This window comes from Microvirga splendida (genome assembly GCF_016427565.1).
GTDB classification, from domain to species: domain Bacteria; phylum Pseudomonadota; class Alphaproteobacteria; order Rhizobiales; family Beijerinckiaceae; genus Microvirga; species Microvirga splendida.
In genome coordinates this window covers 1-26052 of the sequence record NZ_JAELXT010000015.1, presented here as the reverse complement: position 1 = coordinate 26052, position 26052 = coordinate 1, and the positions used below count along the sequence as shown (strand labels likewise).

The window sequence follows — 26052 nt, the reverse complement described above, 5'->3', positions numbered from 1 at the left end:
TCATTTGCAGAGGCTCATTCCGGAAGGCCTGCCTGCCGCAGCCCCTCGGCGAAGCGGCTCATCACCTCCTTGCTGAAGGCCATGGCCTGGAGGATGTCGGCGATCCGGATTCCGGGATAGCCCTTCACCAGTTCCCCGACGCTCTCCCGCGCCTTGTCGGCCTCACCCGCCAAGGAATAGGCCGGCGCGAGCGTGCGATGGATCCAGGCGGTCCTCGGCTTGCTCATGAGCGCTTTTTCCTGCCATTGCGCGGCAAGGTCGTAGCGCTTGGCGATGAAGTGGGCACAGCCGATTCCCATCTCGCAGTTGAAGGCCATCGGGTCGAACGGGCTCAGGCGTAGGGATCGCTCGAAATGCTGGATCGCGATCTCCGGATCGTCCTGGTAGTTGTGCAGCCAGCCGCTCCGGTTCCAGGCCCAAGCCGAGTTGGGGTCGAGCGACAGCGCCCGCTCCAGCATGGACGTGGCGCGCTGGTACTCGCGCGTGATCGTCAGGGCCGCGCCGAGCACCGTCAGGATGAACGGGTCGTCATGGGCCAGCGCCGCCGCGGCCTGAGCCTGGCGCAGGGTCTCGCGCTTGTCTTCCTGCAGGTTCTTCGACCAGTTGTAGACGATGCGCTGGCCGCGGCACCAGGCTGCGAGCGCTATAGCGAGCGGATAGCCCGGATCGAGGAGAAGCGCCTTGTCGAGAAGCCGCGCCGCCTCCTTGTTGGCCTCGTATTCCAGAGCCCAGACATAAGGAAGCGCCCGCATCACGAGATCGTAGGCATCGAGGTTCTCGGGGCGCTTGCGCCTGGCGCGCTCGATCTCGGCCGTTCTGATCGACGGCTGGATCGATCCGACGACGCTGGCGGTGATCCGGTCCTGAAGGTCGAACACATCCTCGACCACGCCGTCGTAATGCTCGGCCCAGAGATGGATCCCGGTATTCGCATCGACGAGCTGCGCGGTGATCCGGATTCGCGGCCCCGAGCGCCTGACGCTGCCTTCCAGCACATAGCGCACGCCGAGCTCCCGGCCAATCTGCTGGACGGCGACGGTGCGCCCTTTGTAGGCGAAGGTCGAATTCCGGGCGATGACGAAGAAGGACCTGAAGCGCGACAGGGCCGCGATGATGTCCTCGACGATTCCGTCGGCGAAGTATTCCTGCTCGGGATCCTTGCTGATGTTGACGAAGGGCAGCACCGCGATGGACGGCCCCTCCGGGTGAGACCGGGCGGAGCGCCGCTCGCCGGATGCCTGTCTCGTGTCCATCCCTTCCAGCAGGCAGAAGACCCGGATCGCCTGCCCGATGTTCTTGAACTGGTGCTCACCCCGGTCCTCGAACTCGTAGGCAAGCTTGCCCCTCACCTCGTCGTAGACCTTGCCCGAGAGGCAGATACCGCCGGGCAGCGCCATCTTCTGCAGGCGGGAGGCGACATTCACGCCGTCGCCGAAGATGTCGCCGTCCTCCTCGACCACGATATCGCCGAGATTGATGCCGACGCGTAGCTGAAGCGGCTTGGCATCGGCCTTCCCGGGGCGGGCGGCCACAGCCTCTTGAAGTTCGACCGCGCAGCGCACCGCATCGACGGGGCTCGCGAACTCGATCAGGAACCCGTCCCCGATCGTCTTCACAAGCCGTCCGTGATGAGACTGGATTCGCGGCTCGATGACCTGGCGCCGGAGATCCCGGAGGCGGTTGAGCGTCCCTTCCTCGTCCCGGGACATGAGATCGGAATAGCCCACCACGTCAGCGGCAAGGACAGCGGCGAGACGCCTTTGCGCCGTGTGATCAGAAGGGCTGCTCATGGCCACTCCGGGACGTCGACGCGAAACGGCTTGAACGCAACGCCAGGAAGGCTGTGTCCGGAGAGGAGACGGCTTTCCATCACCTTCCATGATAAAGCCCTGCGGCTCATCTGGTTGCGTCGGAAAAGACTGCGAATCCCTGCAATTCAACGGAATTTCTGCATCGGCGGGCTGTTTTCGGGCCAGGCGCCGGCTCCGCATGAGCGAACGGGCGCGCGACGACGATCCGGGGAGAAATATCGTTCGGCATTGTCCCTTCCTTAACGTTTTCAGGTGACGCTGGGTTAAGCATGAAAAGAATGGAAGCCGGCGATGTTTGGTATTCTGCGGCGCGCTCCACAATCAGATGCCCTGGATGACGCGGTTCAGGTCGCATCGGAGGAAGAAACGCTCCCCGCCGCACGCGAGAGCCGCCTCGACACCGAGGTGGTGGACTCGCTGGAAGCCGATGTGCTGAAAGCCATCGAGGGCGTCACGCGGGCGATTGCAGTCGCAGCATCGGACGTGGCGGCGGTGGAGAAGGATCTTGCCGAGATCCGCGGCTATGCCGGAGAGCTTGCCTCCTCGGGCAAGACCGCATCGGCCGAGAGCCTTTCCCTTGCCTCCTCGACCGAAGAACTCGCCGTCACGTCGGCCGAGATCGGCCGCTCGATGGAGCATGCGAGCACGCGCATCGACAACGCGATCGAAGCCGCCCGGAAAGCCAGCGACCTGATCCTGCAACTGTCCGCCGCGACGACGGAAATCGTCGGCATCGTGGACACGATCTCGGCGGTGGCGCGCCAGACCAACCTGCTGGCGCTGAACGCCACCATCGAGGCGGCCCGGGCCGGCGAGGCCGGAAAGGGCTTCGCGGTGGTGGCCAACGAGGTGAAGGCCCTGTCCACCCAGACCGGCAAGGCCGCCGACGATATCCGCCAGCGCATCGACCGCCTGCGCGATACCGCCCAGGCCTCGACGGGCGCCGTGACGGAGGTGGTGGAGGCGGTGCAAGGCGTCCGCCCCGTCTTCGACACGGTGCGCGGCGCCGTCGGCGAGCAGAACGCCGCGATCAGCGAGGCCTCCCGCCTCGCCGGGGAGACCTCCTCCAGCGTCGCCCGGGTGAGCGACCGCGCGGGCGACGTGGATTCCATCTCGCTCAACGCGAGCGGCCGCGCCCATGAGGCCGATCAGGCCACCCGGAAGGCCGACGGGTTGGCAAAAGCCCTCGGGCAGCGTTTCGTCACCGTCATCCGCCAGAGCGAGATCGGCGACAGGCGCCGGGCGGACCGGTTCCCCGTCGAGCGCCCGGCGACGCTGTGGATCGCCCAGCGGAGCGCTTCCTCACGGCTGATCGACGTCAGCTCCGGCGGGCTGCTCATGGCCGCCGCTCCCGGCTTCGATGCAAGGCCCGGCGCGCCTGTCGAGATCGACATCCAGCATCTGGGCCGCGTCAGCGCCCGGGTCGTCGCTCTCAGCCCCATGGGCATCCATTGCTGCTTCGACAGGCTCAACGACGAGGCGCGCGCCCGCATCGACGATTTCGTGGCGCAGGTGGAGACGAGCTACCGGCCGCGCATCCTCCTCGCCAAGGAAACCGCCCGCCAAGTGGAGATGCTGATCGAGCAGGCCGTCGCCGGTGGCCAAGTCTCGCGGGATGCCGTGTTCGACACCGACTACCGGCTGATTCCCGGAACGGATCCGGTCCAGTACGGCACGGCCTATCTTCCGGTCTTCGAGACGCTGCTGCCGCCGATCCTCGAGAAGGTCCTGGCCACGGATTCCGCCATGGCCTTCTGCCTCGCCATCGACCGCAACGGCTACATCCCGGTCCACAACAGGATCTATTCCCAAGCCCAGCGGGCTGGCGATCCGGTGTGGAACGCCGCGAACGCGCGCAACAAGCGGATCTTCGACGACCGCGCCGGCATCACGGCGGCACGCTCCACCCGGCCCTTTATCGTGCAGGCCTATGCCCGCGATATGGGCGGCGGCAAGATCGTGATGATGCAGGAGGTGGACGCCCCCATCCGGGTTCTCGGCCGCCACTGGGGCGGCTTGCGAACGGCGTACCGGGCTTAAAGCATCGGACCCAAAAGTGGATTTGCACTTTTGGGATCATCCGATGCTTACGCTTTATGTTGGCGCATCGTGTGGACCGGACCCAGGGGTCCGCACGATGCGCTAGTCTCCGCGCGGGAATTCCAGGCCCATCTCGCGGTAGCGCTCGGGATCGTCGCTCCAGTTCTCGCGCACCTTCACGAAGATGAAGAGGTGAACGGGCGACTCGGCGATCTCGGCGATCTCCTTGCGGGCCGACTGGCCGATGGCCTTGATGGTCTGCCCGCCTTTGCCGAGCACGATCTTGCGCTGGCTGTCGCGCTCCACGAACACGGTCTGCTCGATGCGCACCGAACCGTCGGGCCGCACCTGCCACTGATCGGTCTCGACCGTGGACTGGTAGGGCAGCTCCTCGTGCAGGCGCTCGTAGATCTTCTCGCGGGTGATCTCGGCGGCCAGCATGCGCAGGGGAGCGTCAGAAATCTGGTCTTCCGGATAGAGCCAGGGTCCTTCCGGCATCATCTGCGCGAGCTGGCGCTTCATGGTCTCGATGCCGTCGCCCTTGAGCGCCGAGATCATGAACGTGTGGGCGAACGGGACCTGCTCGTTGAGCTTGGAGGCCATCTCCAGAAGCCTGGAGCGCTCGATCAGATCGATCTTGTTGAGGATCAGGACCTTCGGACGCTTCAGCTCCGGCAGCTTGGCGAGGATCGCCTCGGCCTCCTCGTCGATGCCCTTGCGCACGTCGAGCAGCAGGGCGATCACGTCCGCGTCGCCCGCTCCGCCCCAGGCCGAGGTGACCATGGCCCGGTCGAGGCGGCGCTTCGGCTTGAAGATGCCCGGCGTGTCGACGAAGATGAGCTGCGCCTCGCCCTCGATGGCAATGCCGCGCACCAGCGCACGGGTGGTCTGCACCTTGCGCGACACGATGGAGACCTTGGAGCCGACGAGCGAGTTCAGCAGCGTCGACTTGCCTGCGTTCGGGGCGCCGATGAGAGCGACGAAACCGGCCTTCGTGGTGGTCTGTTCAGGCTGTTCCATGCTCTTCCTCCGTCCAGACGCCCTCTCTCAAGAGAAGGCTTCGCGCCGCCGCCTGTTCCGCGATGCGCTTCGATGTGCCGAGGCCGAACTCGTTCTCGGTTCCCTTGACCCTCACCACGACCCGGAACTTGGGCGCGTGGTCGGGGCCGGTCTGCTCGACGATGGCGTAGGTCGGAGGCGGCAGGCCGCGCCCTTGCGCCCATTCCTGCAAGGCGCTCTTGGGATCGCGCAGCGGTCTGCGGGGCGCCTCCAGCAGGGGCTTGAACGCGCCCTCGACCAAGTTGCGGGCGGCCTCGTAGCCGCGATCCAGGAACACGGCGCCGATGATCGCCTCGGCCACATCCGCCAGGATGGTCTGGTTGCGCCGCTCGCCCGAATGCGCCTCGCCGGCGCCGAGCTTGAGATGAGGACCCACATCCCACGCGATGGCGATCTCGGCGCAGCTTTCACGGCGCACCAGCTCCGCCAGGCGCCGGGAGAGCTCGCCCTCGGGGGCGCCAGGGAAGGTGCGATAGAGCAGGTCGGCGATGGCGAGGCCGAGCACCCGGTCGCCCAGGAATTCCAGGCGCTGATAGCTTTGCCCATCCGCCTTGGGGGCGCTGACATGGGTCAGCGCTTCGTCCAGGAGTGCAGGGTTTTCAAAACGGTAGCCGAGCTTGTCCAGAAGCTCGTCGAGGTTCGGCTTGCGGCGTGCCACGGGTCAGCGGATCCCCTCGAAGAGACGGTTCCAGCGGATCTTCTGCGGCCATTCCCACGGACGCCACAGGGACGCGGTCTCGTCGATCGAGAAGAAGATGATCTCGGCGCGGCCCACGAGATTCTCGAACGGCACCTGCCCGACGCTCGCGTCGTCGCGGGAATCGGTGGAGTTGTCGCGGTTGTCGCCCATCATGAAGAAGTGGCCGGGCTGCACCGTGTAGACATTGGTGTTGTCCCAGTAGCCGCGGTCGCCGTCGCGCTCGATGACGTTGTAGGTGACGCCGCCGGGCAGCGTCTCGCGGAACTGGGGAACGCTGACGGTGCGGCCGTAAAGGTCGGTCGTCTTGTAGTCCTCGATGCGCTCGCGCTGGACCGGCTGGCCGTTGATGTGCAGCACGCCGCTGACCACCTGGATCTTGTCTCCCGGCAGACCGACCACGCGTTTGATGTAGTCGGTCGAGTTGTCCTTCGGCAGCTTGAACACAGCGATCTCGCCGCGCTTGGGCTCCGAGCCGAAGATCCGGCCGGAGAAGATGCCCGGGCTGAAGGGGATGGAGTGCTTGGAATAGCCGTAGGAATACTTCGACACGAACAGGTAGTCGCCGATCAGCAGGGTCGGGATAAGGGAGCCCGAGGGGATGTTGAAGGGCTGGAACAGCACCGTGCGGACGACAACCGCGATCAGAAGGGCCTGGATGATGACCTTGATCGTTTCCCAGAGGCCGCCTTCTTCGTTCTTCACGGTGCTACCTACGTATTTGCCGGTTTTTTCGCTCACGTCGCTCGACCTATGCTCTTCGGACAGGGCAGCTTCTGCCGCCCTCCTGTGCTGTGACAGTCGAGAGGGGTTTGCACTCAGCCCCGGGTGCAAGCCTCTCTCGATATCGTCGTTGCGGCAACTGAATGCGACCGGGAAGGCCGCTTTGCCGCGCCATGCTCTAACCTAAGCCGCGGCCTGCCGCAACGCAGCCCCTGTTTCAGGCCGGCAGCGCCTCGATGATCACGAAGGCTTGAGCCATGGGCGGGTCGTCCGTCAGGGACACATGGACGACGGCCTTGTGCCCTGCCGGCGTCATGGCCTGCAGGCGCTCCAGGGCGCCGCCCGTCAGGCGCATGGTCGGGCGCCCGCCGGGGAGGTTGACCACCTCCATGTCGCGCCAGAAGACGCCGTGGCTCAGGCCCGTGCCTAAGGCCTTGGCGCAGGCCTCCTTGGCGGCGAAGCGGCGGGCATAAGAAGGAGCCCGGGCGGCCCGGCGGTCGCTCCTGGCCCGCTCGCCCTCCGTGTAGATGCGATGGGTGAAGCGGTCACCGAAGCGCTCGATGGATTTCTCGATCCGTCGGATGTCGCAGAGGTCGGATCCGATGCCGAGGATCATGCCGGCACCTGCGCCCGGCCCTCGTCCATGGCGGCGCGCATGGCCCGCACGGCCTCGTCGAGGCCGAGGAAAATGGCCTCGCCGATGAGGAAGTGGCCGATATTCAGCTCCACGATCTGCGGAATGGCCGCCACGGCCCGGACCGAGTTGAGGTCGAGCCCATGGCCGGCGTGGATCTCGAGGCCGATGCCGGCTCCGTGCTCGGCGGCCCGGCGCAGGCGCGCCAGCTCATGGGCGATTCTCGCCTCGTCGCCCTCGAGCACGGCCTCGCAATAGGTGCCCGTATGAAGCTCCACCACGGGAGCTCCCAGGTCGCAGGCGGCGTCCATGACCTCCACCTCCGGCTCGACGAACAGGGACACGCGGATGCCCTCGCCCTTCAGCTCCTGGATCGCCGGACGGAGACTGGCATGGGCGCCGATGATGTCGAGCCCCCCTTCCGTGGTGCGCTCCTCGCGCTTTTCCGGCACGAGGCAGGCGGCATGGGGGCGCAGCTGTGCGGCAAGGCCGATCATCTCCGAGGTCGCGGCCATCTCAAAATTGAGCGGCACGAAGAGCTGGCGCTTGAGCCGCTCCATGTCCTGATCGCGGATATGGCGGCGATCCTCCCGCAGATGGGCCGTGATCCCGTCGGCCCCGGCGAGAACGGCCAGGTGGGCGGCCCGGATCGGGTCGGGATGGGTGCCGCCGCGGGCGTTCCGGACGGTGGCGACGTGGTCGATGTTGACGCCGAGGCGTAGGGGAAGAGTGTTCATAAGGATGTTTGTAGCCTAGTCTGAGCCGCTGACCAGGGTTCCGTTCGGGCCCGGCCGTACTATCAACGGCAAATCGTCGCCAGGCGTCATTCCGGGGCGGCCTATGGCCGAGCCCGGAATCCATAAACGCTGACGACTCAGAAAGAGGTGTGACTCTGACCGTTTTTCGTGAAACGTCGTGGTTATGGATTCCGGGCTCTCGCTACGCTCGCCCCGGAATGACAGCGCGCGGCACACTCTCCAAAACGAAATCACCGGCACGAGGCCGGTGATGACGTGGGAAACGGCAAGCTCCCTCGCTCTTGCCTTCCCGGCCCAAATCGCCTATAGCCCCCGCTTCGCGTTCGCTCCGGCCGGGGGCTGAACGGACGGCATGGCTTGGCCATGCAGGGTTTTCACGAACCCGTCGTCCCGTGTCTCCGCCTTCGACAATCGCTCGGGCCTTGCAGGCTCGAAGGGCTTGGCGCCGATCGGATGCGCGAAACGGCCGAGACACTCCTCAAAACAGTGCAAGGCTTGTCCTCAAACCCTGAGAAAGGCCCATTATGCCTCTCTATGAGCATATCTTCATGGCTCGCCAGGATGTCACCCCGCAGCAGGTCGAGGCTATGGTCGACCAGTACAAGGGCGTCATCGAGCAGAATGGCGGCAGCGTCGACAAGACCGAGATGTGGGGCGTGAAGTCCCTCGCCTACCGGATCAAGAAGAACCGCAAGGCGCATTTCACGATGTTCAACCTCAACGCTCCGGCCCCGGCCGTGGCCGAGATGGAGCGTCAGATGCGCATCAACGAAGACATCCTTCGCTTCATGACCATCAAGGTCGAAGAGCTCGAGACCGAGCCGTCCGTGATGATGCAGAAGCGCGACCGCGATGAGCGCAAGGACCGCGAGCGCCGTGAGCGCGACGGCGGTGGCTTCGAGGCCGCCGGCGAAGGCGAGGAGGCTTAATCATGGCATTTGGTGCAACCGGTGGCGCCGCTGGCGGCGGCCGTCGTCCCTTCTTCCGCCGTCGCAAGACCTGCCCGTTCTCGGGCCCGAACGCGCCGAAGATCGACTACAAGGACACGAAGCTCCTGTCCCGCTACATTTCCGAGCGCGGCAAGATCGTTCCGTCCCGCATCACGGCCGTGTCGGCCAAGAAGCAGCGTGAGCTCGCCCAGGCGATCAAGCGCGCCCGCTTCCTGGGCCTGCTGCCCTACGTGATCCGCTAAAACTCTTTGGCTGCCCGATCCGTCGGGCAGCCATTCTCCTACCAGATCGCCCAGCGGTGAGAATCCGCCGGGTCAGTTGAGGCGGATGCCTCTAACCCTGCCTTGAGCAGCGGGACAGCGAGACGATGAATTTTGTAGCAACAGGCATAGGCGCAGGGCTCGTATCGGCCCTCCTGACCGCGGTGATCGTGAAAGCGACCCCGCTGGCGGCCATGCTGTATCTGCTCGCCCCCATTCCCGTCCTGATCGTATCCCTCGGCTGGGACCACCGCTCCGGCCTCGTGGCGGCCCTCGTGGGCGGCCTTGCCATCGCGTTCATCCTGTCCCCGCTGAGCGGCATCGGCTTTGCGCTGATCACCGCCCTGCCCGCCTGGTGGCTGTCCTATCTCGCCCTGCTCGGACGCCCCGGGCCGGACGGAACCATGGAGTGGTACCCGGTCGGGCGGCTGCTGGCCTGGGCGGCCGCGACCGCAGCACTGACCATCATCGCCGCCGGGCTGATCTCGACGGGCGGCGACTACGCCGCCTTCGCCCAGAACACCCGTGACGTGGCCGAGGCCTTCGTGAACGCTCAGTTCGCCACCGGCGAAGGGGCTGTGGATGCCGAGACCCGGGAGCAGCTGGTTGCGCTCTTCGCCCGTCTGACGCCCTTCCTGTCGGCCCAGGGCTTCGTGACCATTCTGGCGCTCTACCTGTGGGCTGCCGCCCGGATCGTGCAGGCGTCCAAGCGCCTGCCGCGTCCCTGGGCTCCCGTGCCGGAACTGGTGATGCCCCGCGCTGCCGGGCTGATCCTGGTCGGTGCGCTCATCGCGGCGAATGTCGACGGCTTCATCGGCGCTCTCGGCATGGCCCTGTCGGGCGCCTTCCTGATGGCCTTCGCCCTGCAGGGCCTCGCCGCCATCCACGACCGCACCCGGGGCCGGTCGGGCCGGGGGTTCCTCCTGAGCGCCCTCTACGTGCTCATCTTCATTACCCAGGGCATCCTGATGGTTGCCCTCGCCCTGTTCGGCATCGCCGATTCCACCTTCGGCCTGCGCCGCCGCTTCGGCTCGCGGCCGACCCCGCCTCCAACCCCTTCCACCTGATCACGAACCTAAAGGAGACAACCATGGAAGTGATCCTTCTCGAGCGCGTCGCAAAGCTCGGCCAGATGGGCGAGACCGTGAAGGTCCGCTCGGGCTACGCCCGCAACTTCCTCCTGCCGCGCGGCAAGGCTCTGCGCGCCACCGAGGGCAACAAGAAGCACTTCGAGGCCCAGCGCGCCCAGCTCGAGGCCCGCAACCTCGAGCGCCGCAAGGAAGCCGAAGTCGTCGGCGAGAAGCTGAACGGCCAGAGCTTCATCATCCTGCGCCAGTCCGGCGAGACCGGCGTGCTCTACGGTTCGGTCTCGACCCGCGACCTCGCCGAGATCATGACCCAGAACGGCTTCACGGTCGATCGCAACCAGATCGCCATCAACCAGCCGATCAAGACCATCGGCCTGCACCCCGTGCCGGTCGTCCTCCATCCGGAGGTCGAGGTTCAGGTGACCATCAACGTCGCCCGCAGCCCTGAGGAAGCCGAGCGTCAGGCCCGTGGCGAGTCGGTGACGACCCGCGAGGAGATGGACCTCGACGATCTCGGTCTCGAGGTCGGCGCTGCCCTGGCCGAGGCCGGCGGCGACGACGAGGCGTAAGCTGGAGCGATTGCTCTAGTTCTTGCTTTGTTCTAGAATGGCGCTCTTCGTCGATTCGACGGAGAGCGTTTTTTCTTTGGGGTTTCAGGCTTTGGCAGAGTCAAGCCGGGACGCCCGCGAAAAGATGAACGGTGTGGGAATCGAGGACAGCGAGGACAGTTCGAACGGAGTCGGACTTCGTGGCAGCCCGGCAACCTTTCGAACACGAATTGCGGTCTAAAGAGACTCACGACCCTTCCCCGTTTCCGGAGCGCCAGATGGCCACCGCCAACGCCCTGATCGCCCGTCTCGAAACCGCCGAACCGCAGTTTCGGACCCCTCCCAGCAACATCGAGGCCGAGCAGGCCCTGCTGGGCGCGATCCTGGTCAACAACGACGCCTATTACCGGGTCTCCGACTTCCTCGAAGCCGGCCACTTCATCGAGGACCTGCACCGGCGGATCTACGAGGTCGCCACGAGCCTGATCAAGGCCGGCAAGGTTGCGACGCCGATCACCATGAAGACCTTCCTGGGCGACCAGGACCTCGGCGGCATCACGGTCTCGCAATACCTCGCGCGTCTCGCGGCCGAGGCCACGACCGTCATCAACGCGGAGGATTACGGCCGCACGATCTACGACCTCGCGATTCGCCGGAACCTGATCAATATCGGTGAGGACATGGTGAACGTCGCTTTCGATGCGCCTGTGGATTCCTCACCTCGCGAACAGATCGAGGAGGCGGAGCGGCGGCTCTATGCGATTGCCGAAACCGGCCGTTACGACGGCGGTTTCCAGCGCTTCTCCGATGCGCTCACCGCCGCCATTGACATGGCTGCTGCCGCGTACAAGCGCGAGGGCGCCCTGTCGGGCATCTCCACGGGCCTGAAGGACCTCGACAAGGCGCTGGGCGGTCTGCAACCCTCCGACCTGGTGATCCTCGCCGGACGTCCGGCTATGGGTAAGACCTCGCTGGTGACGAACATCGCGTTCAACATCGCCAAGGCCTACCGGGCCGAGAAGCAGCAGGACGGCAACCTGAAGACCGTCAACGGCGGCATCGTGGGCTTCTTCTCGCTGGAAATGTCGGCGGAGCAGCTCGCGACCCGTATCATCGCCGAGCAGTCGGGGGTGCCCTCCTACAAGATCCGCCGCGGCGACATGCGCGAGGACGACTTCTACAAGATCACGGAAGCCGCCCGCGAGATGCAGTCGATCCCCTTCTACATCGACCAGACCGGCGGCATCTCCATCGCCCAGCTCGCCGCCCGCGCCCGGCGCCTCAAGCGCCAGCGTGGCCTCGACATTCTCATCGTCGACTACCTGCAGCTCCTTTCAGGCTCGTCCAAGAAGGGCGAGAACCGCGTGCAGGAGCTCACCGAGATCACCACCGGTCTCAAGGCGCTCGCCAAGGAACTGTCCGTCCCCCTGGTCGCCCTGTCCCAGCTCTCCCGTCAGGTCGAGTCCCGCGACGACAAGCGGCCGCAGCTCTCCGACCTTCGTGAATCGGGCTCGATCGAGCAGGACGCCGACGTGGTCATGTTCGTCTACCGCGACGAGTACTATCTGAAGAACAAGGAGCCGAAACCCGGCACCGAAGAACACTTCAAGTGGCAGACGGAAATGGATCAGGTTCTTGGCAAGGCCGAGGTCATCATCGGCAAGCAGCGTCACGGACCGACCGGCACCGTGCAGCTGGCCTTCGAGGCCAATATCACCCGCTTCACCGACCTTGCGGATGAAGACAAACTTCCCGAACGGATTGGCGATTGACCAAGCTTCACCTCCCGACCCCCGCATCCGGCGGCATTCCCGAACAGGCCGCCGGCGGTGTACTCCATATCGACCTCGACGCTCTGGCCTCGAACTGGCGCACCCTGCGCGATCATGCGGGCGGCGCCGAGACGGCGGCCGTTGTCAAGGCGAACGCCTACGGCACCGGCATCGAGAAGGCCGTGCCTGCCCTCAGCAAAGCCGGCTGCCGCACCTTCTTCGTGGCGCACCTGAGCGAGGCGATCCGTGCCCGCACTGTGGCGCCCGATGCCACCGTCTACGTGCTCAACGGGCTCTTCTCGGGCACCGGCCCGACCTATGCGCAGTTCGACCTCAGGCCCGTGCTCGGCTCCATCGAGGAGATTGAGGAATGGGCCGGGTTCTGCCGCGCGCAAGGCGAGAAGCTGAACGCCGCCATTCATGTCGACACCGGCATGAACCGGCTTGGCCTCACCGTGGCGCAGGGCCTGACGCTGAAGGATCGCGGGGAACTGAAGGATTTCGAGACCGCCCTGCTCATGAGCCATTTCGTAAGCGCCGAGGAGAGCGACAATCCGCTCAACCGGCAGCAGATCGAAGCCTTCGAGGCGATCAGGGCGTCCCTGCCCGGCATTCCCGCATCGCTGCCCAACTCGTCCGGCATCTTCCTGCGCGACAAGCCTCAATACGCCCTGGTGCGTCCGGGCTATGCCCTCTACGGCGGCAACCCGACGCCGGATCAAGATAACCCGATGCGCCCGGTGGTCGGCCTCGAGGCCCGCATCGTGCAGCTGCGCTGGGTCGAGGCGGACGACACCGTGGGCTATAACGGGCGCTGGCTGGCGTCGGCGAAGCGCCGCATCGCGACGATCTCGGTGGGCTATGCGGACGGCTATCCGCGCGCGGCGAGCGCACGGGGCAGGAGCGGCGACGACCTGCTCGCCGGCACTGCCCTGGTGGCGGGGCAACGCTGCTCCTTCGCCGGCAATGTCTCCATGGACCTGATCACCATCGACGTGACCGATGTGCCGGAGGGCCGGGTGAAGCGCGGCGATACGGTCACGCTGATCGGCGGCGAGCTGACGGTCGACGAGGTCGGTCGCCGCGCCGGCACCATCGGCTACGAAATTCTCACCGGTCTGGGCTCCCGCTACGCCCGCACCTACAGCGGAGGGCAATGCTGATGGCCAAGCAGCGTCACCCCGCTTTCGTGTGCCAGGAATGCGGCGCGGTCTACAACCGCTGGAAAGGCAAGTGCGAGGCCTGCGGCGGCTGGAACACCATCACCGAGGAGGCCGGCTCTGCCAGCCCCATGGCAGGACCCGTGGCGACCCGCCCCTCCCGCGCCAAGGGCCGGATCTTCCCGCTGGAAGGGCTTCAGGGTGAGACCAAGGAAGCGCCGCGCACGCCCTCCGGCATCGCCGAGCTCGACCGGGTCACCGGCGGCGGCTTCGTGCACGGCTCGATCATCCTGCTCGGCGGCGATCCCGGCATCGGCAAGTCCACGCTTCTGATGCAGGCCTCCGCAGCGCTCGCCATGCGCGGCGAGCGCGTCGCCTACATCTCGGGCGAGGAGGCAGTGGCCCAGGTGCGCCTGCGGGCCGAGCGCCTCGGCCTCGGTCAAGCACCCGTCGAGCTCGCCTCCGAGACCAATGTCGAGGACATCATCGCGACCCTGAGCCAGGGCCGCCCGCCGGCGCTGGCCATCATCGACTCGATCCAGACCATGTGGACCGAGACGGTGGAATCCGCGCCCGGCACCGTCACCCAGGTGCGCGGCTCGGCCCAGGCGCTGATCCGCTTTGCCAAGACCACGGGCACCGCCGTCATTCTGGTGGGCCACGTCACCAAGGACGGCCAGATCGCCGGCCCGCGCGTGGTCGAGCACATGGTGGACGCGGTCGTGTCCTTCGAGGGCGACACCGGCCATCACTTCCGCATCCTGCGCGCCGTGAAGAACCGCTTCGGCCCCACCGACGAGATCGGCGTGTTCGAGATGTCCGATCAGGGCCTGCGGGAAGTGCCCAACCCCTCCGAGCTGTTCCTCGCCGGCCGCGATATGGCGACCGCCGGCACGGCGGTGTTCGCCGGCATGGAGGGCACGCGCCCGCTCCTCGTCGAGATCCAGGCGCTGGTCGCCCCCTCGTCCCTCGGCACGCCCCGCCGGGCCGTGGTGGGGTGGGACCAGAGTCGCCTGTCCATGGTGCTGGCCGTGCTGGAGGCCCATGGCGGGCTCAAGCTCGCGATGCACGACGTCTACCTGAATGTCGCCGGCGGCCTGCGCATCACCGAGCCGGCTGCGGACCTTGCGGCCGCCGCAGCCCTGGTCTCCTCCCTGTCTGGCAATCCGCTGCCGCCCGATACGGTCTATTTCGGCGAAATGGGTCTCTCCGGCGCCATCCGCCCCGTCGCCCAGGAGCAGGCGCGGCTGAAGGAAGCAGCCAAGCTCGGCTTCTCGAGCGCGGTCTCGCCCCAGCCGAGACTGGAAAAATCCAAGAATTCCAAGGGCGAAAGGCTCCCTCTTGCCACATCGGCCATTGGCCACATTACCGACCTGGTTGCCAATGTCGCGGCCCGGCGACGCAAGGCATCGTAGCCCGGCCCATGTGCGCCGAACTAACTAGGCTATTCGACTGAGTTGACACTTTAGAACGCTTCAATAAAGGTTCTTTCATGCCGACTGCTCGGCGGAATTACCTCCAAAGGGGTAACGAGCAGTCTCAAGAGTGTTCAAGGGGCATCCATGGCTACGATTGTTGTTTCACCCGTCATCAGCATTGCAGAGAACCCGGTAGCCGGCGACGTCGTCGCCACCCTCTCCGTCACCGGCGGAGCACCGGACGAAACCTTCGAGTTCTCACTCGTCGATTATTTCGACGACCGTTTCGAGATCGTCGGCAATGAGATCCGCGTGAAGACGGCGACCCTCTTCGACTTCGAATCTGCTCTGACGTCCTTCGACCTTGACATTAAGGCGACGAGCACGGCCGAGACAGATCCGAGCACGGTTGACGACGCATCGACCCTGGTAAACGTCACCAATGTGAATGAAGCCCCGACGGACATCCTCGTCACGGGCGGCACGATCGCTGAAGACGCACAGATCGGCGCTCCAGTTGCAACCCTGACAGCTACTGATCAGGATCTGAGCGACATCCTCACCTACAGCCTGGTCGATGCCAATGGTGCGGAATACACCGACGCACATTTCACAATCGACGGCAATGTTATCGAGCTAAAGGCCGGGCTCACTGGCGCACAGGTTGGCACGCACACCCTACGCGTCAAAGTGACGGATCTCGACGGTCTCTCCTACATTGAGGAGGTAACGGTTACCGTCACCATCTCCGGTGATGTCGTCACAGGTACGAACGGGAGCAACAACAAGCTCGTAGGCACCGCTGACAATGATATCATCAATGGCCTCGGCGGCAACGATAAGATCTATGGCCTTGCCGGCAACGACACCATCAACGGCGGCGCAGGCAAGGACAAGCTCTACGGAGGTGCCGGCCAGGATACCTTCGTGTTCGACGCGGCCGTCAAGAAGGGCCATTTCGACCAGATCATGGATTTCAAGCCGTCCGACGACACGATCCAGATCAGCCTCGCGGCCCTGAAGGCCTTCAAGGTCAAAGGCCCGAAGAAGAGCGACGTGCTGTCCAAGAAGGGCGCCGACGACAAGGGCGGCAAGCCCGACGACAAGGGCGGCAAGCCGGACAAGGGCGGCAGCAAGAAAACCGTCGGCTTCGACAAGATCTTCACGAAGGGCGAGAAGCTCCAGAAGAAGTTCTTCAACGTCGGCACCAAGCTCAACGACACCCCGGACGGATCGAACGACTACGTCTTCTACAACAAGAAGAACGGCTTCGTTTACCTGGACGTGGACGGCTCGGGCAAAGGCAAGGGCATCGAGATCTGCAAGGTGAAGCCCGGCACCGTGCTCACCGCCGACGACTTCCTGTTCATCTAAGCTCGTCTGCCTGAACAATCCGAAGGCTCCGGCGGCAACGCCGGAGCCTTTTTCTGTATGGCCCATTTCAGCGACATCCTGAGACTTGACGGGGCACGACGACACATCGACCGTGCCGAGGCGGCAGGAGCACGCCCGCGGCAGACCGGCGTGCAAGCCCCATCTCAGGAGCCATCGGTGTCAGAACAGAACCTCCAGATCGTCCTCGCCTCCCGCCCCACCGGCCGCCCCTCCCCGGACAATTTCAGGATCGTGCGCACGCCCGTTCCCGCTCCCGGCGAGGGTCAGGTGCTGCTCAAGATCCGCTACCTCTCGCTCGATCCCTACATGCGGGGGCGGATGAGCGCCGCGAAATCCTACGCGGCGGCGGTGGAGATCGGCCAGGTCATGGAGGCCGGCACGGTGGCCGAGGTGCTGGAGAGCCGCCATCCCGACTACAAGCCCGGCGACATCGTTCTCTCATACTCCGGCTGGCAGTCCCATGCCGTTGCGGATGCCAAGACCCTGCGCAGGCTCGACCCCAACCAGGCGCCCGTCTCGACGGCGCTCGGCGTTCTCGGCATGCCGGGCTTCACCGCCTATGCGGGGCTCCTCACCCTCGGACAACCCAAGGCGGGCGAGACCGTGGTCGTGGCCGCAGCGAGCGGACCTGTGGGCTCGGCCGTCGGGCAGATCGCTAAGATCAGGGGCGCCCGGGCCATCGGCATTGCCGGCGGGCCTGAGAAATGCGCCCTGGTGCGGGACGAGTTCGGTTTCGACGCGGCCATCGATCACCGCTCGCCGACCTTCGCCGAAGAGCTTCGGGCGGCCTGCCCGGATGGGATCGACGTCTATTTCGAGAATGTCGGCGGCAAGGTCTGGGACGCGGTCTTTCCCCTGCTCAACACTTTCGCGCGCATCCCGGTCTGCGGCCTCATCGCGCAGTACAACGCCACGGGCCCCTTCGAAGGGCCGGACCGCCTGCCTGTGCTCATGCGCGACGTGCTCACCAAGAGCCTGACCATCCGCGGCTTCATCCAGCGCGAGTTCGTCGACCAGTATCCCGCCTTCCTGCGGGACATGGGCGGGTGGATCGCGGACGGGCGGGTGAAGTACAAGGAGGACATCGTCCAGGGGCTCGAGAGCGCACCGGAAGCCTTCATCGGTCTGCTGGAGGGCCAAAACTTCGGCAAGCTGATCATCGAGGTTGCCTGATTGACTCAGGTGTCATCCGGCGATCCGTCAGGACCGGGAAGGGGATCCACTCACAGACGCAGCGCTATGGATTCCCTTCCCCTCCGCTGCGCTGCGGCCGGGAATGACACCTGAGCATGCCTGCCGAGCTTGCCGGGGTGACGAAAGCCTTTCTTAACGCTATAGAGCCAGGCTTCGAACCCGCAAAGGCGGCTCCACCCCCTGTTCTTCTGCGTAGGCCCGGCCCATGCCCTTTTCCGTTCTGGACCTCGTCGTCATCGGGATCGTCCTGATCTCGGCTCTTCTTGCTGCCGTGCGCGGCTTCACCCGCGAGGTGCTCGCCATCGTGGCCTGGGTGCTTGCCGCCGCAGCCGCCTGGTATCTGCACCCGACCGCCCTGCCCATTGCCCAGCAATACATCAGCAGCGACACGGTCGCGCTCGTGGCCTCCATCGGCGCCATCTTCATCATCACCCTGATCATCGTGTCGATCATCACGGTGCAGATCTCCGACCTGATCCTCGATTCCCGCATCGGCGCCCTCGACCGGAGCCTGGGCCTCGTCTTCGGCGCCGCCCGCGGCTTCCTGATCTGCGTGATCGGCTGGGCCTTCCTGAGCTGGCTGCTCCAGGGCAAGGAGCCCGAATGGGCGACCGCCTCCAAGACCCGCCCGGCCATGGAGGACACCCGCGACAACATCATCGCCATGCTGCCGGAGAACGCCGAGGCCCTGATCCAGCGCCTGCGCAACAAGGATGCCGCACCGACGGACGCGGAGCCGGCCGAGCCCGATCCGCAGCGCCCGGCCACGCCCGCTCCGGCTGCGCCCGCAGCACCCCAGCGGCGCAGCTAAAGCGTCGATCCCAAAAGTGGAGTCCACTTTTGGGATCCACTCCGATGCTTTCTTCTTGAATGAGAGCATACGGCATCACATTTCCCGCAGCGTCAGAATAGCCGTTGGCGTTTGACGCGAGGATGACTACATAGGGGCGGCGCCGGTGGGGGCGCGAATCCCAAAGGTACGATCGATGGCTGCTTTGTCCGAGACGTGGCAGGTCACCCCGAAACAGGTGGACCTCGACCTCGAAGGCGATACCCTGCGCGAAGAGTGCGGCGTCTTCGGCATCTACGGCCACCCGGATGCGGCCGCCATCACTGCGCTGGGGCTCCACGCCCTGCAGCACCGGGGCCAGGAAGCGGCGGGCATCGTCACCTTCAACGGGTCGGTCTTCAACTCCGAGCGCCGGCTCGGCCTCGTGGGAGACAACTTCTCCGACCGAGCGACCATCGAGCGGTTGGAAGGCCTCTCGGCCATCGGCCATACCCGCTACTCGACCACCGGCGAGACGGTGCTGCGCAACGTGCAGCCGCTCTTCGCCGAGCTTGACGGCGGCGGCTTCGCGGTGGCTCACAACGGCAACCTGACCAACGGCCTGACGCTGCGCCGCAACCTGATCCGCGACGGCGCCATCTGTCAGTCCACCACCGACACTGAGGTGATCGTCCATCTCGTCGCCCGCAGCCGTAAGGACCGGGTCATCGACCGTTTCGTCGAGGCGATCCAGAAGATCGAGGGCGCCTTCGCCCTGGTGGCGCTCACCAACAAGAAGCTGATCGGCGCCCGCGACCCGCTGGGCATCCGCCCGCTGGTGCTTGGCGAGCTCGACGGCCGCTACATTCTCGCCTCCGAGACCTGCGCCCTCGACATCATCGGCGCCCGCTTCGTCCGCGACATCGAGAACGGCGAATGTGTGGTGATCTCGGACGAGGGCATCGAGTCCTTCCGCTACGCGCCGGAGGTGGCGCCCCGCCCCGACATCTTCGAGTACATCTACTTCGCCCGCCCCGATTCCGTCGTGAACGGCCGCAGCGTCTATGAGATCCGCAAGGGCATGGGCCGGGAGCTGGCCCTCGAATCCCCGGCCGATGCGGACGTGGTGATCCCGGTGCCGGATTCCGGCGTGCCGGCCGCGCTCGGCTATGCGCAGACCTGCGGGCTTCCCTACGAGCTCGGCATCATCCGCAACCATTATGTCGGCCGCACCTTCATTCAGCCGACCCAGTCGGTGCGCGAGCTCGGCGTGCGCATGAAGCACTCGGCCAACCGTGCGGCCATTGCCGGCAAGCGCATCGTGCTCGTGGACGACAGCCTCGTGCGCGGCACCACCTCGGTGAAGATCGTCCGCATGATGCGCGAGGCCGGCGCCAAGGAGGTGCATTTCCGCATCTCCAGCCCGCCGATCACACACCCGGATTTCTACGGCATCGACACGCCGGAGAAGGAGAAGCTGCTCGCCGCCACCCACGACCTGGAGCAGATGCGCCAGTACATCGGAGCGGACTCGCTGGCGTTCCTGTCCATCGAAGGCGTCTATCGCGCCATGGGCGAGACGGGCCGCAACTCTGCGCAGCCGCAATTCACCGACCATTGCTTCACGGGCGACTACCCGACGCCGCTGACGGACCTCACCGTCGCCACCCCGCGCCGTCTCGCGGTTCTCGCCGAAGCCGACTGAGGAACCATGGACAAGCCCCTTCAGAACCGCGTTGCGGTCGTCACCGGCGCGTCTCGCGGCATCGGCCGCGCGGCGGCGCTCGCCCTGGCCGAAGCCGGCGCGCATGTGATCGCGCTGGCCCGCACGCAGGGCGCGCTCGAATCCCTCGACGACGAGATCCGCGCCAAGGGCGGCTCGGCCACCCTGGTGCCGGTGAACCTGAAGGACTTCGAGGCGCTCGACCGCCTGGGCGCTGCGATCTACGAGCGCTGGGGCAAGCTCGACATCCTCCTCGGCAATGCGGGCCAGCTCGGCGAGCTTGCGCCGATCGGTCATGTGGACCAGCCGGTCTGGGACGAGGTGATGGCGGTGAACGTCACGGCCAATTACCGCCTGATCCGCTCCCTCGACCCGCTGCTGCGCGCCTCCGATGCGGGACGGGCCATCTTCATCACGTCGGGCGCCGCCCACAAGCACAAGGCCTATTGGGGCGTATACGCAGTCTCGAAGGCCGCCCTCGAGGCCCTGGCGCGCACCTATGCGGCCGAGACGGTGACGACGCCGGTCCGGGTCATGCTGCTCAACCCCGGCCCGCTTCGCACCAACATGCGCCGCACCGCCATGCCCGGCGAGGATCCGATGACCCTCAAGACGCCGGAGGACCTCGCCCCCCATATCGTGAAGCTCGCCCTGCCGGCCTGGACCGAGACCGGCAAGATCTACGACTTCACTCAAGGTGGCGAAGTCATCGAGCCGCAGCCGCCGGCTTAAGTCAGCCAAAGCGCTCCACCATCTCCCGGCGCACCCGGACGGCGAGCCGCTCGGCATCCAAGCTGACGTCGTCCTCCGTCACCACGGCGCCCGCGGCGACATCGCGGGTCAGGCGAACCCCATGGGCGAGGCCGATGGGCAGCATGCGCCCGGCCTTGCTCCGCGCCGCCGGCGCGAGGCGGCCATAGACCGTGTAGCCGCCCTCCCCGTCCAGCGTCTCGCCCGCTTTGAGATCGCGCTTGGTCACCGCCACCGCATCGCCGCGCCAGGCGCGGGTCGAGCCCGTCGGCTCCCCGCGCAGGGCCGCGCTCAGCACCGAGATCGACAGCTCCAGGCCGATCAGGTGGAACGGCTTGTACATGGCCGCATAACGGCCGGTGGAGTCCGTCGGCAGGCCGTACTGCCTGAAGCAGGCGGCGGCATAATCGTTGGGGGCTTTGAGCACCACATAGACGCCCCAGCGCAGGTCGCGGAACACGGGCCGCCCGTCCCGCTCCAGGGACGACACCACCTCGACCATGCCTTCACGGTCGAGTTGCCCGCCGACGCTCCTGGGGCGCAGCACATGGGCGAGATCGTCGACCCCGCAGGGCGGGAAGCTTAAGCCCTCCTCCGGCACGTCGAGATCGCAGGCATTGGCGATGGCCGCCATCTCGATGGCCGATTTGGTGCCGTCGAGGAACGAGTTGAACATCTGCGGATTCATGCCCCCGGCCTTCGCCTGTTCGGACGTGAGGCCGTAATGGCTCCAGACGTCGTCCGGCGTGACCCTGTGATAGGCCGGCAGGTACTTGGTGCCCTTGCCGGCGGCCGCCACGGTGAAGCCCGCGGCGCGGGCCCAGTCGACCATCTCGGCCACGAGCGCCGGCTGGTCGCCATAGGCCATGGAATAGACCACGCCCCGCTCCCGCGCCTTCTCGGCGAGCAGCGCGCCTGCCAGCACGTCCGCCTCCACGTTGACCATGACGATGTGCCGGCCCGCCTCGATGGCACCGAGCGCATGGCGGATGCCCGCCTCCGGGTGGCCGGTCGCCTCGATCACCACCTCCACGTCATCGGCCCGGCAGGCGTCGAGTCCGTCCGCGACGAAGCGGGTGCCGGCAATCCGCGCCTCGTCCCAGCCCACATGGCGGCAGGCCTCCCTGGCCCGGTCGGGGTCGAGATCCGCGATTGCCGCGACTTCGAGGCCGGGAATGGTCGGCACCTGGGCCAGGAACATGGAGCCGAACTTGCCGGCGCCGATCAGTGCCACGCGGACAGGGCGGCCGGTGTCGGAACGCTGGCGAAGCAGGGCGGTCAGGTTCATGGGAGGCGCCTCTCGTCTTGGGGTTTCCTCAACGGCAAGGCTCGAAGCTGGGGCCTCCTCTGTCAATGGCCTCCTCTGTGCGGTCGGACACATATCTTTCGTTAGGTAATAGCATTGTGTTAATCAGCGTCTGTTTTCATTCGAACCGATTCGACATCGGGGCAGACCATATTGCGAGGATTATGAGATGAGCACGAAGACCACTTCCACGACGGGCTGGACCATGCCCGGCATCGGCCTGGGGCAGGATGCCCTCTGGGGCGCGGGGGCCTTGAAGCTTCCCCCCATCGGCACGTCCAAGAACGACGTGCTGAAGGGCGACAACGGCATCAACGGCTTCTACGGCCTGGGCGGCAACGACACGATCTACGGCTATGGCGGCTACGACGCCCTTGCGGGCGGCGCCGGCAACGACAAGCTCTACGGCGGCCGGGGCAACGACAACTTCATCTTCGACACCAAGCTGAATGCGAAGACCAATGTCGATAAGATCATGGACTTCAAGTCCTCCGAGGACGACATGATCAGCCTCTCCCGCAAGATCTTCAAGAAGGTGGGGCCTGCCGGCGGGCTGAAGGAGGAGGCGTTCCACGTGGGCAAGAAGGCCCATGATGCCGATGACCGGATCGTCTACGACAAGGCCACCGGCTCGCTCTATTACGATCCGGACGGCACCGGCAGGGCGGTCAAGATCAAGTTCGCGACCCTGGTCAACAAGGCGACGCTCACGCACGACGACTTCGCCATCGGCTAAAGCCTCGGACCCGAAAGTGGACTTGCACTTTTGGGATTAAATCCGATGCCTTCTCCTTGGGTGAGAGCATCGTGTGGACCGGACCCAGCGGGCCGCACGGTGCTCTAAGGATCCTTTGCGGATTGTCGAAAGCCCCTCCGGCCACGGAGGGGCTTTTTTGTTGGCGCAGGCCATGGCGGCCGCGGCCCGTACTCTTCTGCGGCCATGAGGACAGCGCCACCCTACCGGCGCAGCAGGGCCTCGAAGCTGGTGCGCTGGGCGATCCAGAACTCCCGGTGCTGGTGCATGTCCTCCAGCACCGCATCGGCGAAGCGCTTGCGGCCCTCGAAATAGCACGGCGGGCCATAGCCGCCCTGGCAGCGCCCCTGATTGCGGCACCGGCGCCGGCGACAGGTGGACGGCACCTGGATTACGTCGGCAAGGCGCCTCAGCGTATCGTCGGCATCGGGCGTGCGGGCGAGGATGGTGCGAACGCGGCTCATGATGAAACCTCATGCGGTCAAAGGCTGAAATGAAATTTTTGGGGAATGAAGGCATGGCCTTGCGGGCTCAGGAGCCGTTTGAAGCTCCGAGCCTTCTAAGGCAATCGAGGGTGGCGCGAATGGCAGCCCGGCTCGATGTGTGATGGTGAATGGAAGAGCCGGAATGCCTCTTCGCGCACGGCTTCTTTAGGCGTTCAGGCGGTGCCAGCCCGGTGACCGCTCAAGGCGTGATCCGTCGTAAGCGGTGTTCTAGCCGCACCTTACATTTGCATGTCTGTGCAGCGAGACTGACGGTCTCTGGTTGGAGATCGTTTTGTGTCGATGGTTGACCATATGCTTGAGCCGCCGCGGCCCGTGCGGCGCCTGGAAGTGATCACCGGAGCCGGCGGGCGCCGGCGCTGGTCAGCCGATGAGAAGGCGCGGATCCTGGAGGAAGCGACCGCGCCGGGTGCGGTGGTGTCCGAAGTGGCCCGCCGCAACGGGATGTCGCCCCAGCACCTGTTCACCTGGCTGCGCCAAGCCAGGCGAGAGGCTGACAATCATCCGCTGGCCTTCACCCCAGTTGTTGTCAGCCCTGACACACCGCAGCCCACCTCGGCAGTCTACCGTGAGGCGATCATCGAGATTGTCGTGGAGGGTGTCGTCATTCGCGTCCCGCCTGGTGTTGATGAAGCGACACTGGCCCTCGTGCTGCACGGGCTCAAGAGCCTGCGATGATCGGACCGAGCGGAACTGTCCGCGTCCTGGTGGCGACCAAGCCCGTGGACTTCCGCAAAGGGGCAGACGGCCTCGCAGCGCTCGTGCGCGACACCCTGGGAGCGGATCCGTTCTCCGGGGCTGTTTATGTCTTCCGCGCCAAACGCGCGGATCGTGTCAAGCTGGTGTTCTGGGACGGCACGGGCGTGGTTCTCGTCGCCAAGCGATTGGAGGATGGCGAGTTCCGCTGGCCCAAGATCCAGGATGGGGCTCTCCATCTCTCGGCCGCCGAGCTCTCCGCGTTGCTCGAAGGTTTGGACTGGCGCCGCGTTCATGCGCCACGACTGACCTCCGCGCCTGTGGAGCCCAGCTGAGCGGACGCTCCCATCCATAAGAGTCATCGCGGCTCCTGTCGAAGCATGATTCACTTCGTCTTGTGACCAGCGCGACGCAAATCCTCCCCGATGATCCTGACCTGCTCAAGGCCATGCTCCTGGCCGAGCGGGCGCGCGCCGAGCGCCTGGAGCAGATCATCAAGGCGATGCAGCGTCATCGCTTCGGCCGCAGGGCCGAGAGCCTGCCTGAGGATCAGCTGCTGCTCGGGCTGGAAGAAGCCGAACAGACTGAGGCCGCCGAGGACGCCCGCCACGAGCAAGCGGATCCGGCCGAGCGTAAAAGCCGGGCGGCTCAGCGACGTCGGAACCGGGGAGCGTTACCGGCCCATCTGCCGCGGATCGAAACCCTCATCGACATCGAGGATACGGCCTGTCCCTGCTGCCGCAACCTTCTGCACCGCATCGGCGAGGATGTCTCCGAGCGGCTCGACATCGTGCCGGCGCAACTGCGTGTGCTGGTAGTCCGTCGACCCAAATACGCCTGCCGCGCCTGCGAGGCCGTGGTGCAAGCCCCGGCTCCGGCGCGTGTGATCGAAGGTGGGCTGCCCACCGATGCGCTGGTCGCGCAGGTGCTGGTGTCCAAATACGCCGATCATCTGCCGCTCTACCGGCAGGCGCAGATCTATGCCCGGCAGGGCATCAACTTGGATCGCTCGACCCTGGCCGACTGGGTGGGGCGGGCCGCCTGGCATCTGCGGCCGGTGCAGGAACGCCTGCTGGCGCAGCTGAAGACCTCACCCCGGCTGTTTGCCGATGAGACCACCGCACCCGTGCTCGATCCCGGCCGCGGCCAGACCAAGACCGGGCAGCTCTTCGCCTATGCCCGCGATGATCGCCCGTGGGGCGGCACGGATCCGCCCGGAGTGGCGTACGTCTATGCGCCGGATCGCAAGGCGGCGCGGCCGATCGCGCATCTGTCCGGTTTTGCCGGCGTGCTGCAGGTGGATGGCTACAGCGGCTATCGGGCTCTGGCGGCAGGCAACCAGGTCATCCTCGCGTTCTGCTGGGCGCACGTGCGGCGGCGCTTTTACGAGCTGGCCGTGGCCGGCGCGGCGCCGATTGCCAGCGAAGCCCTCACGCGCATCGCGGAGCTGTATCGGATTGAGAGCGACATTCGTGGCATGAGTGCGGCGGAGCGGGCCCGGATTCGGCAGGCCAAGAGCCGTCCGGTGCTGGACGCTCTCGAGCCGTGGTTGCGCGCCAAGCTCGGTCTGATCAGCCAGAAGAGCAAGCTGGCCGAGGCGATCCGCTATGCGCTGTCACGCTGGGAGGGGCTGACCCGCTTCGTGGACGACGGGCGCATTGAGATCGACTCCAATGTGGTCGAGCGGGCAATCCGGCCCTTGGCCCTGACGCGCAAGAATGCGCTGTTTGCCGGCTCGGATCGCGGCGGCGAGCACTGGGCGATCATCGCCTCATTGGTCGAGACCTGCAAATTGTGCGGAGTGGATCCGCAGGCTTATCTCACGGACGTGCTGAGCCGCATCGCCACCGGCCATCTCAACACCCACGTCGATGATCTGCTGCCTTGGGCCTATGCCGCCACACCAGACCTCAAAGCCGTGGCTTGAGACACCGCTAACGATCCGTCTGCTCGACGGGGGCCTTGAACCGATTCCGACCACCGGCACGCAGCCTGGGCCTCCCGTCGATGCCGCTTGCGAGGCCGCACCACGGGACCGTGCCTG

The 26052-nt window shown here is 65.9% G+C and carries 25 protein-coding genes; 17 read left to right on the top strand and 8 right to left on the bottom strand.

Features of this window, described 5'->3' with window-relative positions; genetic code table 11:
* Nucleotides 1-14 precede the first annotated feature (14 nt).
* Entirely contained in the window at nt 15-1790 is a 1776-nt protein-coding gene (locus tag JAO75_RS14740) for an adenylate/guanylate cyclase domain-containing protein (RefSeq protein ID WP_199049897.1), read from the bottom strand.
* Between the two features lie 312 nt (nt 1791-2102).
* Here JAO75_RS14740 and JAO75_RS14735 point away from each other — a divergent pair, with 312 nt between their 5' ends.
* Nucleotides 2103-3851 carry a methyl-accepting chemotaxis protein gene (locus tag JAO75_RS14735; protein ID WP_199049896.1) on the top strand — a complete coding sequence of 583 codons (1749 nt, stop codon included), beginning with the start codon at nt 2103-2105 and terminating at the stop codon, nt 3849-3851.
* A gap of 102 nt (nt 3852-3953) precedes the next feature.
* Here JAO75_RS14735 and era read toward each other — a convergent pair whose 3' ends face one another.
* The 5 genes from era to JAO75_RS14710 all read right to left on the bottom strand — a co-directional run bounded on the left by era (nt 3954) and on the right by JAO75_RS14710 (nt 7701).
* Nucleotides 3954-4871 (bottom strand): GTPase Era, encoded by a 918-nt coding sequence (gene era, locus JAO75_RS14730; protein WP_199049895.1) that lies wholly within the window; start codon nt 4869-4871, stop codon nt 3954-3956.
* Entirely contained in the window at nt 4858-5568 is a 711-nt protein-coding gene (rnc, locus tag JAO75_RS14725; RefSeq protein ID WP_199049894.1) for a ribonuclease III, read from the bottom strand. The genes era and rnc overlap by 14 nt, the downstream gene beginning before the upstream one ends.
* 3 nt (nt 5569-5571) lie before the next feature.
* On the bottom strand, nt 5572-6348 hold the full coding sequence (gene lepB / locus JAO75_RS14720) for a signal peptidase I (RefSeq protein ID WP_425523193.1): 777 nt from the start codon (nt 6346-6348) through the stop codon (nt 5572-5574).
* 199 nt (nt 6349-6547) lie between these two features.
* Nucleotides 6548-6946 carry a holo-ACP synthase gene (acpS, locus tag JAO75_RS14715; protein ID WP_036353529.1) on the bottom strand — a complete coding sequence of 133 codons (399 nt, stop codon included), beginning with the start codon at nt 6944-6946 and terminating at the stop codon, nt 6548-6550.
* Nucleotides 6943-7701, bottom strand: coding sequence for a pyridoxine 5'-phosphate synthase (locus JAO75_RS14710; protein WP_199049893.1), 759 nt, complete (start codon nt 7699-7701; stop codon nt 6943-6945). Before JAO75_RS14710 ends, acpS begins: the two co-directional genes overlap by 4 nt.
* A 545-nt stretch (nt 7702-8246) precedes the next feature.
* Between JAO75_RS14710 and rpsF the strand changes: the two genes are divergently transcribed.
* From rpsF to JAO75_RS14650, 12 genes are all read left to right on the top strand, one after another.
* Entirely contained in the window at nt 8247-8651 is a 405-nt protein-coding gene (rpsF, locus tag JAO75_RS14705) for a 30S ribosomal protein S6 (RefSeq protein WP_199049892.1), read from the top strand.
* A 2-nt stretch (nt 8652-8653) separates the two neighbouring features.
* Complete coding sequence (gene rpsR, locus JAO75_RS14700) at nt 8654-8914, top strand: 30S ribosomal protein S18 (RefSeq protein WP_036353512.1); 261 nt, start codon at nt 8654-8656, stop codon at nt 8912-8914.
* A 125-nt stretch (nt 8915-9039) separates the two neighbouring features.
* Nucleotides 9040-9999, top strand: a complete 960-nt coding sequence (locus JAO75_RS14695; RefSeq protein WP_199049891.1) for a DUF2232 domain-containing protein — start codon at nt 9040-9042, stop codon at nt 9997-9999.
* Between the two features lie 23 nt (nt 10000-10022).
* The gene (gene rplI, locus JAO75_RS14690; protein WP_199049890.1) at nt 10023-10589 is read left to right on the top strand and encodes a 50S ribosomal protein L9; all 567 of its coding nucleotides are present in this window, start codon (nt 10023-10025) and stop codon (nt 10587-10589) included.
* Nucleotides 10590-10846: 257 nt separating this feature from the next.
* On the top strand, nt 10847-12340 hold the full coding sequence (locus JAO75_RS14685; RefSeq protein WP_199049889.1) for a replicative DNA helicase: 1494 nt from the start codon (nt 10847-10849) through the stop codon (nt 12338-12340).
* Complete coding sequence (gene alr, locus JAO75_RS14680) at nt 12337-13503, top strand: alanine racemase (RefSeq protein ID WP_199049888.1); 1167 nt, start codon at nt 12337-12339, stop codon at nt 13501-13503. The genes JAO75_RS14685 and alr overlap by 4 nt, the downstream gene beginning before the upstream one ends.
* Nucleotides 13503-14915, top strand: a complete 1413-nt coding sequence (gene radA / locus JAO75_RS14675) for a DNA repair protein RadA (protein ID WP_199049887.1) — start codon at nt 13503-13505, stop codon at nt 14913-14915. Before alr ends, radA begins: the two co-directional genes overlap by 1 nt.
* A 147-nt stretch (nt 14916-15062) precedes the next feature.
* On the top strand, nt 15063-16292 hold the full coding sequence (locus tag JAO75_RS14670; RefSeq protein ID WP_199049886.1) for a hypothetical protein: 1230 nt from the start codon (nt 15063-15065) through the stop codon (nt 16290-16292).
* 177 nt (nt 16293-16469) lie between these two features.
* Nucleotides 16470-17486, top strand: a complete 1017-nt coding sequence (locus JAO75_RS14665; protein ID WP_343234621.1) for an NADP-dependent oxidoreductase — start codon at nt 16470-16472, stop codon at nt 17484-17486.
* A 226-nt stretch (nt 17487-17712) separates the two neighbouring features.
* Nucleotides 17713-18318: a CvpA family protein gene (locus JAO75_RS14660; RefSeq protein WP_199049884.1), complete on the top strand. Its 606-nt coding sequence runs from the start codon at nt 17713-17715 to the stop codon at nt 18316-18318.
* A gap of 175 nt (nt 18319-18493) precedes the next feature.
* Nucleotides 18494-19981 carry an amidophosphoribosyltransferase gene (gene purF, locus JAO75_RS14655; RefSeq protein ID WP_199049883.1) on the top strand — a complete coding sequence of 496 codons (1488 nt, stop codon included), beginning with the start codon at nt 18494-18496 and terminating at the stop codon, nt 19979-19981.
* Nucleotides 19982-19987: 6 nt separating this feature from the next.
* A complete protein-coding gene (locus JAO75_RS14650; protein ID WP_199049882.1) occupies nt 19988-20731 on the top strand; it encodes an SDR family NAD(P)-dependent oxidoreductase in 744 nt (247 codons plus the stop codon).
* Between the two features lies 1 nt (nt 20732).
* Here JAO75_RS14650 and JAO75_RS14645 read toward each other — a convergent pair whose 3' ends face one another.
* Nucleotides 20733-22037 carry an NAD(P)H-dependent oxidoreductase gene (locus JAO75_RS14645; protein ID WP_199049881.1) on the bottom strand — a complete coding sequence of 435 codons (1305 nt, stop codon included), beginning with the start codon at nt 22035-22037 and terminating at the stop codon, nt 20733-20735.
* A 187-nt stretch (nt 22038-22224) separates the two neighbouring features.
* On the opposite strand from JAO75_RS14645, the gene JAO75_RS14640 reads away from it, so the two are divergent.
* Nucleotides 22225-22791, top strand: coding sequence for a calcium-binding protein (locus JAO75_RS14640; protein ID WP_210340278.1), 567 nt, complete (start codon nt 22225-22227; stop codon nt 22789-22791).
* Nucleotides 22792-23012: 221 nt separating this feature from the next.
* On the opposite strand, the gene JAO75_RS14635 is transcribed toward JAO75_RS14640, so the two are convergent.
* Nucleotides 23013-23273, bottom strand: a complete 261-nt coding sequence (locus JAO75_RS14635; RefSeq protein ID WP_199049880.1) for a hypothetical protein — start codon at nt 23271-23273, stop codon at nt 23013-23015.
* A gap of 321 nt (nt 23274-23594) precedes the next feature.
* Here JAO75_RS14635 and tnpA point away from each other — a divergent pair, with 321 nt between their 5' ends.
* The 3 genes from tnpA (at nt 23595) to tnpC (ending at nt 25935) form a co-directional block, all read left to right on the top strand.
* On the top strand, nt 23595-23990 hold the full coding sequence (gene tnpA / locus JAO75_RS14630) for an IS66-like element accessory protein TnpA (RefSeq protein ID WP_210340277.1): 396 nt from the start codon (nt 23595-23597) through the stop codon (nt 23988-23990).
* Nucleotides 23987-24343, top strand: a complete 357-nt coding sequence (gene tnpB, locus JAO75_RS14625) for an IS66 family insertion sequence element accessory protein TnpB (RefSeq protein ID WP_199049878.1) — start codon at nt 23987-23989, stop codon at nt 24341-24343. The genes tnpA and tnpB overlap by 4 nt, the downstream gene beginning before the upstream one ends.
* 113 nt (nt 24344-24456) lie before the next feature.
* Nucleotides 24457-25935 (top strand): IS66 family transposase, encoded by a 1479-nt coding sequence (gene tnpC, locus JAO75_RS14620; RefSeq protein WP_199049959.1) that lies wholly within the window; start codon nt 24457-24459, stop codon nt 25933-25935.
* The last annotated feature ends 117 nt before the right edge of the window (nt 25936-26052 follow it).